The following is a 12,561-nucleotide window of genomic DNA, read 5'->3' as shown; positions in this document are numbered from 1 at the left end:
CCCGCACGTCCCTGTCAGTGGTTCAGACGAGGCGGATCAGCGGAGGTCCCACCGGTCCGCGTTCATGACCTTGACCCACGCGGCGGCGAAGTCCTTGACGAACTTCTCCTTCGCGTCGTCGCTCGCGTAGACCTCGGCGACGGCACGCAGCTCGGAGTTCGAGCCGAAGACCAGGTCGGCACGGGTGCCGGTCCACTTCACGGCGCCGGAGGCGTCGCGGCCCTCGAACTCGTCCTGCGCGGCGGAGGTCGACTTCCACTCGGTGTCCAGGTCGAGCAGGTTGACGAAGAAGTCGTTCGTCAGCGTGCCCGGCCTATCGGTGAAGACACCGTGCTTGGAACCGTTGTGGTTGGCACCGAGGACGCGCAGACCACCGACGAGGACCGTCATCTCGGGCGCGCTCAGGTTGAGCAGGTTCGCCTTGTCGAGCAGCAGGTACTCGGCCGGCAGGCGGTTGCCCTTGCCGACGTAGTTGCGGAAGCCGTCGGCGGCCGGCTCCAGCGCGGCGAACGACTCGACGTCCGTCTGCTCCTGCGAGGCGTCGACACGGCCCGCCGTGAACGGCACCTCGACCGCGAAGCCGCCGTCCTTCGCCGCCTTCTCGACGGCCGCGGAGCCCGCGAGCACGATCAGGTCGGCCAGCGAGACCTGCTTGCCGCCCTTGGCGTTGAAGGACTCCTGGACGCCCTCCAGGGTGCGCAGCACCTGGGCGAGCTCGTCCGGGTTGTTGACCTCCCAGTTCCGCTGCGGCTCCAGGCGGATACGGCCGCCGTTGGCGCCGCCGCGCTTGTCGCTGTTGCGGTAGGAGGAGGCCGCGGCCCAGGCGGTGGAGACGAGCTGCGCGACGGTGAGGCCCGAGCCGAGGATCTCCTCCTTGAGGGAGGCGATGTCCGCGGCGTCGATCAGCTCGCCGGTGCGCTGCGGCAGCGGGTCCTGCCACAGCAGCTCCTCGGAGGGGACCTCCGCGCCGAGGTAGCGGACGACCGGGCCCATGTCGCGGTGCGTCAGCTTGAACCAGGCGCGGGCGAAGGCGTCCGCGAACTCCTCCGGGTTCTCGTAGAAGCGGCGCGAGATCGGCCCGTAGATCGGGTCGAAGCGCAGCGACAGGTCGGTGGTGAGCATCGTCGGGCGGTGCTTCTTCTCCGGGTCGAACGCGTCCGGGACGGTCTCCGGGGCGTCCTTGGCGATCCACTGGTGGGCGCCGGCCGGGCTCTTGGTGAGCTCGTACTCGTACTCGAAGAGGTTCTTGAAGAACCCGTTGCCCCACTGGGTCGGGGTCTCGGTCCAGATGACCTCCAGGCCGGAGGTGATGGCGTCCTTGCCGACACCGGTGCCGTAGGTGCTCTTCCAGCCGAGGCCCATCTGCTCCAGCGGGGCGGCCTCGGGGTCGGCACCGACGTTGTCCGCCGGGCCGGCGCCGTGGGTCTTGCCGAAGGTGTGGCCACCGGCGATGAGGGCGACGGTCTCCTCGTCGTCCATCGCCATACGGCGGAAGGTCTCACGGATGTCGCGGGCCGCGGCGATCGGGTCCGGGTTGCCGTTGGGGCCCTCGGGGTTGACGTAGATGAGGCCCATCTGGACCGCGGCGAGCGGGTTCTCCAGCTCGCGGTCACCGGTGTAGCGGGCGTCGCCGAGCCACTCGGTCTCGGGGCCCCAGTAGACGTCCTCGTCGGGCTCCCACTCGTCGACGCGGCCGCCGCCGAAGCCGAAGGTCTTGAAGCCCATCGTCTCCAGCGCCACGTTGCCGGTGAGGACCAGCAGGTCGGCCCAGGAGATGGACTGGCCGTACTTCTTCTTCACCGGCCACAGCAGCCGGCGGGCCTTGTCCAGGCTCGCGTTGTCCGGCCAGCTGTTGAGCGGGGCGAAGCGCTGCTGGCCGCCGCCGGCGCCGCCACGGCCGTCGCTGATGCGGTACGTACCGGCGGCGTGCCAGGCCATACGGATCATGAGCGGGCCGTAGTTGCCGAAGTCGGCGGGCCACCAGTCCTGCGAGGTGGTGAGCACCTCGGCGATGTCACGCTTCACCGCGGCGAGGTCCAGGGCGTTGAAGGCGTCGCGGTAGTCGAAGTCCTCGCCGAGCGGGTTGGCCACGGCCGGGTTCTTGGCAAGGATCTTCAGGTTGAGCCGCTCCGGCCACCACTGGCGGTTGCCACCGCCCTGGGTCGGGTGCGCGGCGCGGCCATGGGCGACGGGGCAGCCGCCTTCCGCCTTCGCGTCTGCGACGATCGCGTCGTTGTTCTCAGTCATGGCAATCCTTCCGAACTGTGCGGAACTCGGTGCTCAGGAACTGCGGCCGGGGGAACAATCGGGGCACATGCCCCAGTAGACGACCTCGGCCTCGTCGATGGAGAAGCCACGGTCGTCGGAGGCGGTCAGACAGGGTGCGTCGCCGACGGCGCAGTCGACGTCGACGACGGCACCGCACGACCGGCACACGATGTGGTGATGGTTGTCGCCCACCCGCCCCTCGAACCGGGCCGGGTGTCCGGCCGGCTCGATACGGCGGACCAGACCCGCCGCGGTGAGAGCGTGAAGGGCCTCGTAGACGGCTTGCAGGGAAATGTGGCCTACGCGGGCGCGGACCCCGGAGGCGATCGCCTCGACGCCGAGGTGGTCGCCGTCCCGGACGGTCTCCAGCAGCGCGACGCGGGCTGCTGTCACGCGCAGGCCGGCACCGCGGAGCTCCTCGGCGGTGGTCGGGGTCGGGGAGGCGGTCATGAGGCCGAACCTACCCTCAAAAACACGAGAGGTTCAACAAAACGAGGGGTGCAATTTTGGCCGCGTCCCGCAGCCCGCCGTCCACCTGGCCGCCATCCGCCGCGCCCGCCCCGGCTCCGGCCCGGTCGTTTGCCTTCACCTTTGCCTTCGCGCTGATCTTCACGCCTCCGCGCGCGTCGATCTTCACAACAGCCGTCGCACGACCCACCCACCGCGGCGGGCACGGCGGCACGGCCTGAACGGGCGGCCCGACGACCCGGCCGGAGCCTGCCCGCATCATCCGGCCCCGGCTCACCCAGGGCCGCGCGGCAAGCCGGAAGATCGCCCGAAGGGGTGAGCCGGGGCGAGGCGCGACCGCGGGCGCTGCCCGGCCGTGCGCTGTCCGCAGCCGCTGACGTCACGCGCGAGGCACCACGCCCCGTCGCGTTGCACGCAAGGGCCGGTGCCCGTGCACCGCCGGTGGGCCGGACCGCTCACTCACTCTCAAGCCGGCCGACGCCGGGCGGGTCAGGCTCCGCCCCGGCGGCCTGCCCCGGCGTACTCGTACCGCGGGCCGGAGCGTGGAAGGCCTCCTTCGGCTCCCGCCGACCGGAGGCGGGTTCGTCCGGGTGGTCCTGGACGGTCTTGGTGACAGCGTGGCTCGCCATGCCGAGATCGCGCCGCGGCTCGCCCGGGCGGTGCGGGGTGCCGGGGGTCACGAGCTCGGAGGACATCGCCGCGTACAGCTCCAACTCACCGAAGAATTCCAGGAGTTGCGATGCCGACCGGAGGAGGTGGAGCCGCTGCTCGCGCGCGGCGAGGAGCCTGCGGCGGGCGCACCATGAGCTGGACGGGACGCAGCCGCACCGGCTCACCCGCCGGCGCGACGCACGCCTACGGTGATCGCGCGGTCCGCGTCCTGCCGGACGTGTACGAGCGCGTCCTCACCCGCGATCCCGGCCTGCCCGCCGGCACCCTGGTGATGGAGCGCGGCGGCCCGGCCGGCCCCGGGCGGCGCGCCTGTGCCGTGGCCCTGGGCATCCCGGTCTCCATGCAGCAGCCGCCGCTGCACGGCACCGCCGAGGTACAGGAGCGCTTCGGGGCCCGGAGCGCGTGGCGCGTCTCTTCCCCGCCCGCCGCCGGCTCGACCTGGGCGCGGAGGCCAGTGCCGGATCCGGCCTCCCCTGTCGGCCGGTTCGGCGCCATGCGCTCGGTGCGGGGGTGACCACCCGGCAGACGGGCACCGGTGCAAAGGGCCCCGAGCACACCATCACCTACGACGAGGCGCTCGCCCCGCACACCGCCCGCGCCGCCCGTCTGCTCGGCGAGGAGCACCCGCGCGGCACCCTCACCGCGGGCCGCGACGCCGACCTCACCGTCTGGGACCGGGACCCGGCCCACTGCTCCGGCGACACCCTGCGCGGCCTCGCCCCCACGCACACCTTCGCCGACGGCCGCCTGGTCACACCCACCGGCGCGCCGCAAGCGCCACGCGCCACAAGCAACTTCCCCGCAGACTCAGGCAGGTGGCGGCCCGCTGGTCCCCCGCACCACCAGCTTCGGGTCCAACTCCGCCTCTCTGGGCTCCAGTTCGGGGTTCTCCAGGCGCTGTACGGCGAAGCGGACCGCGTGTTCGGCCATCAGGGCGGCGTCCTGGCGTACGGTCGTCAGGCCGATCGGCATCAGATGCGAGAGGTGGTTGTCGTCGTAGCCGACGACGGAGAGATCCCGGGGCACCTCGACACCGGCCCGGGTCAGGGCCATCAACAACCCCATGGCGCTGCGGTCGTTTCCGGCGAGCACGGCCGTGGGCAGCGGCGCGCCGGCGTCCCGTTCGGCGAGCAGGAGCCGGCCCGCCTCGATGCCGGAGCGCTCGGTGTGGTCGCCGGGGATCACACGCCCCTCGGCCTGGAGACCGGCCCGGCGCATCGCCGCCCGATAGGCCCGGCGCCGCTCGGCCGAGCCGGGTCCGCGTCCGCCATCGATGTGGACGATCCGGCGGTGCCCGAGCTCCAGCAGATGCTCCATGGCCTGCCGTACGCCCTTGCCCTCGGCCGTGTGCACGGAGTCGACCCGCGACCGGGGCACCCGGCGGCCGACGGAGACGACGGCCGCGCACTCGGCCAGCTCGTCCAGGTAGGCGGGGTCGGACCCGGGGCCCAGCAGGATCAGTGCCTCGCTGCGATGGCTCAGCAGCGCCTCGACCGCCTTGGCCTCGCTGCGGCCCTGGGCGACGGCCGACAGCAGCACGTCGTAGCCGAGGCGTTCGGCCTCGGGATAGATGCCCTCGATCAGGTCCGACTGGAAGATCTGGTGCGCGGTGAACAGCACGCCGATGGTACGGCTGCGCCCGCGCGCGAGGAGCCGGGCGGCGCTGTCGGGCCGGTAGCCGAGCTCGTCGGCGACCCGCAGCACGCGCTCCCGGGTCTCCTCACTGGCCCCGGGCTGGTTGCGGAACACGATCGACACCAGCGCGCGGGAGACCCCCGCCTTCTCGGCGACGTCCGCCATCGTCGGCCGCTGCTTGCCGTTTACATCCACCTGCCCACCCACCCTCTGACGCGCCCACCCTAGCCGGGCTCCGGGAAATCTCCCGGCAACAAGCTATTGACATGACATTTGGACAGGGTCATCGTACTCGCACTAGAGCGCGCTAGTAGAGCGCGACAGGCTCTCTGACCGGGCCTCTCTGGACCGTTCTGTTGCCACCCCGGACTCAAGCAGCCGGAGCGAAGGGAAACCAGCGTGATGCCGTTCGAAGTGCTGACCATCGGCCGTGCGGGAGTGGATGTGTATCCGCTCCAGACCGGCGTCGGGCTGGCGGAGGTCACATCGTTCGGCAAGTACCTCGGCGGCTCCCCCACGAACGTGGCCGTGGCCGCCGCCCGCTACGGGCATTCCGCGGCCGTGATCACCAAGACCGGCCGGGACCCCTTCGGCGACTTCGTCCGCACCGCCCTGGACGGCTACGGCGTGGACAGACGTTACGTCGGCGTCTCGGACATCGCGCCGACGCCGGTGACGTTCTGCGAGATCTTCCCGCCGGACGACTTCCCCCTCTACTTCTACCGCCTGCCCAAGGCCCCCGACCTGGACATCCGCCCGGCGGAGCTGGACCCGGACGCGGTGCGTGAGGCGGCCGTGTTCTGGATGACCGGGACCGGGCTGAGCGAGGAACCGAGCCGCTCGGCGACGCTGGCCGCGCTGGCGCACCGGGCCAAGGCCGGGATCACCGTCTTCGACCTGGACTGGCGGCCGATGTTCTGGCCCTCGGAGGTCAGCGGCTACCGCCTGGGACCGGCCGAGGCGCGCACGTACTACGCCGAGGCCCTGCGGAACACCACGGTCGCGGTCGGCAATCTCGACGAGTGCGAGGTCGCCACCGGCGAGCGCGAGCCCTACGCCGCCGCCGAGGCGCTGCTCGCGGCGGGGGTGGAGCTGGCCGTCGTCAAGCAGGGCCCGAAGGGCGTGCTCGCCATGGACCGCAGTGGTACGGCCGTCGAGGTGCCGCCGGTTCCCGTGAACGTCGTCAACGGGCTCGGCGCCGGTGACGCCTTCGGCGGCGCGTTGTGCCACGGGCTGCTGTCCGGCTGGGACACCGAGCGCACGATCGCCTTCGCCAACGCGGCCGGCGCCATCGTCGCGGGCCGGCTGGCCTGCTCCGAGGCGATGCCGACCGAGTCCGAGGTCGATTCCAGGTTCCGCGAGGCCGCCCTCGCCACCACCACCGAGCGAAAGGCGTGACGACGTGCTGTCCGACAAGGTGAGCCGGATCGTGCAGGCCCGCGTCAAGGACGCCGGCGCCATCGCGGCGGCCGCCGCCCGCCGGGTGAAGGCGACCTCGCCGCTCGGCGAGCACGGCAAGACGATGATCATCGCCGCTGACCACCCAGCCCGGGGCGCCAACGCCGTCGGCGGCGATCCGACGGCCATGGCCGACCGCGCCGAACTCCTCGACCGGCTGTGCATCGCCCTGGAACGGCCGGGTGTGACCGGCGTCCTGGGCACCGCCGACATCCTGGAGGATCTGCTCCTGCTCGGGGTCCTGGACGGCAAGAGTGTCTTCGGTTCCATGAACCGGGGCGGCCTGGCGGGCTCGGTCTTCGAGATCGACGACCGGTTCACCGGCTACGACGCCGAGACCATCGCCGCGATGGGTTTCGACGGCGGCAAGACCCTCACCCGCATCGCGCTGGGCGACCCGGCGACCCCGTCGGTGCTGGAGAACACCGCCCGCGCGGTCAACGAACTGAATGACCGCCGGCTCATCGCGATGGTCGAGCCGTTCGTCTCGGAATGGCAGGCCGGAAAGATCCGCAACGACCTCTCCACCGAGGCCGTGATCAAGTCCCTCACGATCGCCTCGGGGCTCGGCCGCCGTACCGCCTACACCTGGCTGAAGCTGCCGGTCGTCCCCGGCATGGAGCGCGTGCTGGCCGCCTCCACGCTGCCGGCGCTGTTGCTGGGCGGGGAGGTCACCGACCCCGAGGCGGCCTTCGCCTCCTGGGGCAAGGCGCTGAAACTGCCCACCTCGCAGGGCCTGGTCGTGGGCCGCTCGCTGCTCTACCCGGCCGGCGGCGACGTCGCCGGAGCCGTCGACAAGGCGGTGAGCCTGCTGTGACCACCGACAGCGCATACGTCATCCCGGGCGGGACGTCGGGCGAGGGTCCGTACGACCTCGTCGTCACGCCCGAGTCGGCGGGCTGGGGGTACTCCGGCCTCAGGATCCTGACCCTGGAGCCGGGCACGGTGCACACCCTGTCCACCGGGGACTCCGAGTTCCTCGTGCTGCCCCTGACCGGCGGCTGCACCGTCGCCGTCGACGGGCAGGTCTTCGAACTCACCGGCCGGACCGGCGCGTTCAGCTCGGCCACCGACTTCGCGTACGTTCCACGCGCGTCGCAGGCCGTGATCAGCAGCGCCTCCGGCGGGAGGTTCGCGCTGCCCTCCGCCCGTACCGAGCGAGGTGGCCTCCCCGCTCGGTACGGACGCAAGGAGGACGTGCCGGTGGAACTGCGGGGCGCGGGCGCGTGTTCCCGCCAGGTCAACAACTACTGCCTGCCCGGCACCTTCGACGCCGAGCAGTTGCTGGTGTGCGAGGTCCTCACGCCGGGCGGGAACTGGTCGTCGTACCCGCCGCACAAGCACGACGAGGCCCGCCCCGGCCAGGAGTCGGAGCTGGAGGAGATCTACTGGTTCGAGGTCTCCGGCGGCGAGAACGGCTTCGGCTACCAGCGCGTGTACGGCACCGCCGAGCGGCCGATCGACGTCCTGGCCGAGGTCCGCTCCGGCGACACGGTGCTGATCCCGCACGGCTGGCACGGTCCGTCCATCGCCGCGCCCGGCTACGACCTGTACTACCTCAACGTCATGGCAGGCCCCGGCCAGGACCGTGCCTGGCTGATCTGCGACGACCCCGCCCACGGCTGGGTCCGCTCCACCTGGGACACCCAGGACGTGGACGACCGGCTGCCCTTCGGAGCGAACCGATGAACACCGTACGACTCACCACCGCCCAGGCCCTGGTCCGCTTCCTGGCCGGCCAGTACAGCGAACGCGACGGTCAGGAACAGCGCCTGATCCCCGGCGTGTGGGGCATCTTCGGCCACGGCAACGTCGCCGGCCTCGGCCAGGCCCTCCTCCAGGCCGCGACCACGGGCGAGGCCGACCTGCCGTACTACCTCGCCCGCAACGAACAGGGCATGGTCCACGCCTCCGTGGCGTACGCGAAGATGCGTGACCGCCTGGCCACCTTCGCCTGCACCGCCTCGACCGGCCCCGGTTCCACCAACATGATCACCGGTGCGGCCCTGGCCACCACCAACCGCATCCCGGTCCTGCTGCTCCCCAGCGACATGTTCGCGACGCGTGTCGCCGAGCCGGTCCTCCAGCAGCTGGAGGACAGCCGCGGCGGGGACGTCACGGTCAATGACGCCTTCCGCGCCGTGTCCAAGTACTTCGACCGCATCTCGCGACCCGAGCAGCTGATCCCGGCCGCACTGGCGGCGATGCGGGTGCTCACCGACCCGGTCGAGACCGGTGCCGTCACGCTCGCACTCCCCCAGGACGTGCAGGCCGAGGCGTACGACTGGCCGGCCGGCTTCTTCCGGCGCCGGGTCTGGCACATCGGCCGCCCGGTGCCGGAACCCAGCGCCGTCGAACGCGCCGCCCGCCTGCTGCGCGGCGCGAAGAGGCCGCTGATCGTGGCCGGTGGCGGCACCGTCTACTCCGGTGCCGAGACCGAGCTCCGCGCCTTCGCCGAGGCCACCGGCATCCCGGTCGCCGACACCCACGCCGGCAAGGGCGCCGTCCCCTGGGACCACCCCTGCGCCGTCGGCGGCATCGGCTCCACCGGCGCCCACGCCGCCGACGAACTCGCCCGCGAAGCGGACGTGGTGCTCGGCATCGGCACCCGGTACTCCGACTTCACCACCGCCAGCCACACCGTCTTCGGCAACCCGGACGTCACCTTCGTCAACCTCAACGTCGCCCGCCTGGACGCCGTCAAGCACTCCGCCGAACCGCTCATCGCCGACGCCCGCCTCGGCATCCAGGCCCTGGCCGGAGCCCTGGCCGACTGGGAGGTGGACCAGGAGTACCGCGACCGGACGCGGCAACTCATCGCCCGCACACGGGAGATCGAGGAGCAGTGCTTCACCGTCGGGCACGGTCCGCGGCCGGCCCAGACGGAGATCCTCGGTGCGCTGAACGACGTCCTGGACGACCGGGCCGTGGTCATCAACGCGGCCGGCTCGATGCCCGGTGACCTCCAGCAGCTGTGGCGGGCCCGGGACCCGAAGGCCTACCACGTCGAGTACGCCTACTCCTGCATGGGCTACGAGGTCGCCGCCGGCGTCGGCGCCAAGATGGCCGACCCGACGCGTGAGGTCGTCGTCCTGGTCGGTGACGGCTCGTATCTGATGATGGCGCAGGAGATCGTCACCATGGTCTCCGAGGGCCTGAAGGTCGTCATCGTCCTCGTGCAGAACCACGGCTTCGCCTCCATTGGCGCCCTGTCGGAGTCCCTCGGCTCGCAGCTGTTCGGCACCAAGTACCGCTTCCGCAACGGCCGTTCGGGCCTCCTCGACGGCGACGTCCTGCCCGTCGACCTCGCCGCGAACGCCTCCTCCCTCGGCGCGGACGTGCTCCATGCCACCACCGTCGCGGAGTTCCGCTCCGCGATGGAGAAGGCGAAGGCCGCCGATCGTACGACCGTCGTCCATGTCGAGACCGACCTGTACGGCCCCAACCCGCCCGCGCACGGCTGGTGGGACGTCCCCGTCAGCCAGGCCTCCACCCTCGACTCCACCCGAGAGGCGTACGAGACGTACGCCGACCGCAAGCTCGCCCAGCGGCACTACCTGTAAGGACACCTCTCCCGTGAAGACCATCCCGCACTGGATCGACGGCTCGCCGGTCTCCGGCACCGACACCCAGGCCGTGTTCAACCCGGCCACCGGCGCCGAACAGGCCAAGGTCGTCCTCGGCGACACCGCCGAGATCGACACCGCCGTCGCGGCAGCCGCCAAGGCCTTCGAGACCTGGTCGGAGTCCTCCCTCACCCAGCGCACCCAGATCCTGTTCGCCTTCCGGCAGTTGCTCGTGGAGCACGAGGAGGAGCTGGGCCGGATCATCTCCGCCGAGCACGGCAAGACCGTCGACGACGCCCGCGGTGAGATCGTCCGCGGCCGGGAGGTCGTGGAGTTCGCCTGCGGCCTCGGTGACGTCCTCAAGGGCAGCTTCTCCGACCAGGTCTCCCGCGGCATCGACGTCCACAACTTCCGCCGGCCCCTCGGCGTCGTCGCCGGCATCACCCCCTTCAACTTCCCCGCCATGGTGCCCCTGTGGATGCACCCCATCGCCATCGCCACCGGCAACACCTTCATCCTCAAGCCCAGTGAACGCGACCCCTCCGCCGCGAACTTCGTCGCCGAGCTCTACCAGAAGGCCGGCCTGCCCGACGGCGTGTTCAACGTCGTCCACGGCGGCAAGGACGCGGTCGACGCGATCCTCGGCCACCCCGGCATCCAGGCCGTCCCCTTCGTCGGCTCCACCCCGATCGCGAAGTACGTCCACGAGCAGGCCACCGCCCACGGCAAGCGGGTCCAGGCCCTCGGCGGCGCCAAGAACCACGCCGTCGTCCTCCCCGACGCCGACCTCGAATTCGCCGCCGACCACATCACCGCCGGCGCCTACGGCTCCGCAGGCGAACGCTGCATGGCCCTCTCCGTCGCCGTCGCCGTCGGTACGGCCGCCGACGCTCTGGTAGCGGTGCTGGAGCGCAAGGCCCGCGAGGTCAAGGTCGGCCCCGGCGACGCCCCCGGCACCGAAATGGGCCCCTGGTCAGCAAGGCCGCCCGGGAACGCGTCGAGAACGCCGTCGGTGTCGCCCACACGCAGGGCGCCACGCTCGTCGTCGACGGACGCGGACTGAAGATCGACGGCCACGAGAACGGCTTCTTCACCGGCCCCTCCCTCCTCGACCACGTCACCACCGAGATGCAGGCCTACCAGGGGGAACTGTTCGGCCCGGTCCTCGCCATCGTCCGCGTCGACACCCTCGACGAGGCCATCGACGTCATCAACGCCAACCCCTACGGCAACGGCACCGCCCTGTTCACCGCCTCCGGCGAAGCCGCCCGCCGATTCCAGCGAGGCGTCAAGGTCGGCATGATCGGCATCAACGTCCCCGTCCCGGTCCCGATGTCCTACTACTCCTTCGGCGGCTGGAAGGACTCCCTCATCGGCGACTCCCCCGTCCACAGCCCCGAAGGCATCCGCTTCCACACCCGCCCCAAGGTCGTCACCACCCGCTGGCCCCGGACCGAACAGCACACCACCGCAGGCTTCGACTTCCCCACCTCCAGCTGAGTTTCCTCCCCCCTGCCCTCTCCTCCTCCCCTAAGGACACGCCATGGCAACGGCGCCATCCCCGCTCCGCACCGTCGCGGGCAACCTCTGCCTGGGCTCCGCTCCCGACTCCTGGGGCATCTGGTTCCCCAAGGACGAGCACCAGGTGTCCTACACCCGGTTCCTGGACGAGCTGGCCACGGCCGGCTACCAGTGGCTCGAACTCGGCCCGTACGGCTACCTCCCCACCGACCCGCAGCGCCTCAAGGAGGAGCTGGCGGCTCGGGGGCTGCAGGTCTCCGGCGGCACCGCGTTCGGCGCGCTGCACCGGCCGGAGGCGTGGGACGAGATGCTCGCACATGTCCGTGAGGTCGCGATGCTGACGGCGGCCGCGGGCGCCCACCACCTGGTCCTCGTCCCGCCGATGTACCGGGACGAGAAGACCGGCGCGTTCACCGAGTCGCCCGAGCTGACCGCCGAGCAGTGGGCCGGGTTCGGCAAGGCCGCGGACCGGCTGGGCAAGCTGCTGCTGGACGAGTACGACGTGCGGCTCGTCATCCATCCGCACGCCGACAGCCACATCCAGACCCAGCCGGAGATCGAGCGGCTGCTGAACGAGTCCGACAGCCGGTACACGAACCTGTGCCTGGACACCGGGCACATCGCCTACGGCGGCGGTGACAACGTCGATCTGATCCGCCGGTTCGGCGAGCGGGTCGGGTACGTCCACATCAAGCAGATGGACCCGGAGGTGCTCGCGCAGGTCGTGGCCGAGAACCTGGGGTTCGGCGAGGCCGTGAAGCGGGGTGTGTGCGTGTCGCCGCCGGCGGGCGTGCCGAACCCGGCCGATGTCGTGGCCGAACTCGCCAAGCTGGATGCCGAGTTGTTCGTGATCGTCGAGCAGGACCTGTACCCGTGTGCTCCCGAGGTGCCGCTGCCCATCGCCGTCAGCACCCGTGAGCACCTGGCCGGCTGCGGCCTGACCGGAACCCGACGCCCGACCAGCAAGTAGGAG

11 protein-coding genes and 2 pseudogenes are annotated in these 12,561 nt (G+C 71.4%); 8 read left to right on the top strand and 5 right to left on the bottom strand.

The features are described from left to right. Positions 1 to 36 precede the first annotated feature (36 nt). The 4 genes from katG to LE548_RS17210 form a co-directional block, all read right to left on the bottom strand. Positions 37 to 2,247, bottom strand: coding sequence for a catalase/peroxidase HPI (katG, locus tag LE548_RS17225; protein WP_225097729.1), 2,211 nt, complete (start codon positions 2,245 to 2,247; stop codon positions 37 to 39). 33 nt (positions 2,248 to 2,280) lie between these two features. Further along, complete coding sequence (locus LE548_RS17220) at positions 2,281 to 2,718, bottom strand: Fur family transcriptional regulator (protein ID WP_225097728.1); 438 nt, start codon at positions 2,716 to 2,718, stop codon at positions 2,281 to 2,283. Between the two features lie 16 nt (positions 2,719 to 2,734). Next, the gene (locus LE548_RS17215) at positions 2,735 to 2,905 is read right to left on the bottom strand and encodes a hypothetical protein (RefSeq protein WP_225097727.1); all 171 of its coding nucleotides are present in this window, start codon (positions 2,903 to 2,905) and stop codon (positions 2,735 to 2,737) included. A gap of 286 nt (positions 2,906 to 3,191) precedes the next feature. Further along, the gene (locus LE548_RS17210) at positions 3,192 to 3,431 is read right to left on the bottom strand and encodes a hypothetical protein (RefSeq protein ID WP_225097726.1); all 240 of its coding nucleotides are present in this window, start codon (positions 3,429 to 3,431) and stop codon (positions 3,192 to 3,194) included. Between the two features lie 107 nt (positions 3,432 to 3,538). On the opposite strand from LE548_RS17210, the gene LE548_RS17205 reads away from it, so the two are divergent. Both LE548_RS17205 and LE548_RS46510 read left to right on the top strand, forming a co-directional pair. Then, positions 3,539 to 3,922, top strand: coding sequence for a hypothetical protein (locus LE548_RS17205; protein WP_225097725.1), 384 nt, complete (start codon positions 3,539 to 3,541; stop codon positions 3,920 to 3,922). After that, positions 3,811 to 4,101: pseudogene (locus LE548_RS46510) on the top strand (amidohydrolase family protein); the annotation flags it as partial. The gene LE548_RS17205 and the pseudogene LE548_RS46510, both read left to right, overlap by 112 nt. Before the next feature lie 114 nt (positions 4,102 to 4,215). On the opposite strand, the gene LE548_RS17195 reads toward LE548_RS46510, so the two are convergent. Beyond that, on the bottom strand, positions 4,216 to 5,208 hold the full coding sequence (locus LE548_RS17195) for a LacI family DNA-binding transcriptional regulator (RefSeq protein ID WP_225097790.1): 993 nt from the start codon (positions 5,206 to 5,208) through the stop codon (positions 4,216 to 4,218). Positions 5,209 to 5,445: 237 nt separating this feature from the next. On the opposite strand from LE548_RS17195, the gene iolC reads away from it, so the two are divergent. From iolC to LE548_RS17165, 6 genes and pseudogenes are all read left to right on the top strand, one after another. Beyond that, the gene (gene iolC / locus LE548_RS17190; RefSeq protein ID WP_225097724.1) at positions 5,446 to 6,441 is read left to right on the top strand and encodes a 5-dehydro-2-deoxygluconokinase; all 996 of its coding nucleotides are present in this window, start codon (positions 5,446 to 5,448) and stop codon (positions 6,439 to 6,441) included. 4 nt (positions 6,442 to 6,445) lie between these two features. Then, positions 6,446 to 7,318, top strand: coding sequence for an aldolase (locus LE548_RS17185; RefSeq protein WP_225097723.1), 873 nt, complete (start codon positions 6,446 to 6,448; stop codon positions 7,316 to 7,318). Next, positions 7,315 to 8,190 carry a 5-deoxy-glucuronate isomerase gene (gene iolB / locus LE548_RS17180; protein ID WP_225097722.1) on the top strand — a complete coding sequence of 292 codons (876 nt, stop codon included), beginning with the start codon at positions 7,315 to 7,317 and terminating at the stop codon, positions 8,188 to 8,190. Before LE548_RS17185 ends, iolB begins: the two co-directional genes overlap by 4 nt. After that, complete coding sequence (gene iolD, locus LE548_RS17175; protein WP_225097721.1) at positions 8,187 to 10,064, top strand: 3D-(3,5/4)-trihydroxycyclohexane-1,2-dione acylhydrolase (decyclizing); 1,878 nt, start codon at positions 8,187 to 8,189, stop codon at positions 10,062 to 10,064. The genes iolB and iolD overlap by 4 nt, the downstream gene beginning before the upstream one ends. 13 nt (positions 10,065 to 10,077) lie before the next feature. After that, a pseudogene (locus LE548_RS17170) lies at positions 10,078 to 11,567 on the top strand (CoA-acylating methylmalonate-semialdehyde dehydrogenase). A 43-nt stretch (positions 11,568 to 11,610) separates the two neighbouring features. Then, entirely contained in the window at positions 11,611 to 12,558 is a 948-nt protein-coding gene (locus tag LE548_RS17165) for a TIM barrel protein (RefSeq protein WP_225097720.1), read from the top strand. Positions 12,559 to 12,561: the final 3 nt, after the last annotated feature.

It is taken from the genome of Streptomyces sp. CoH27, assembly GCF_020181035.1.
In the GTDB taxonomy this organism is placed as follows: domain Bacteria; phylum Actinomycetota; class Actinomycetes; order Streptomycetales; family Streptomycetaceae; genus Streptomyces; species Streptomyces camelliae.
Note: the sequence above shows the minus strand (reverse complement) of the source record. Positions and strands in the feature narration are given on the sequence as shown.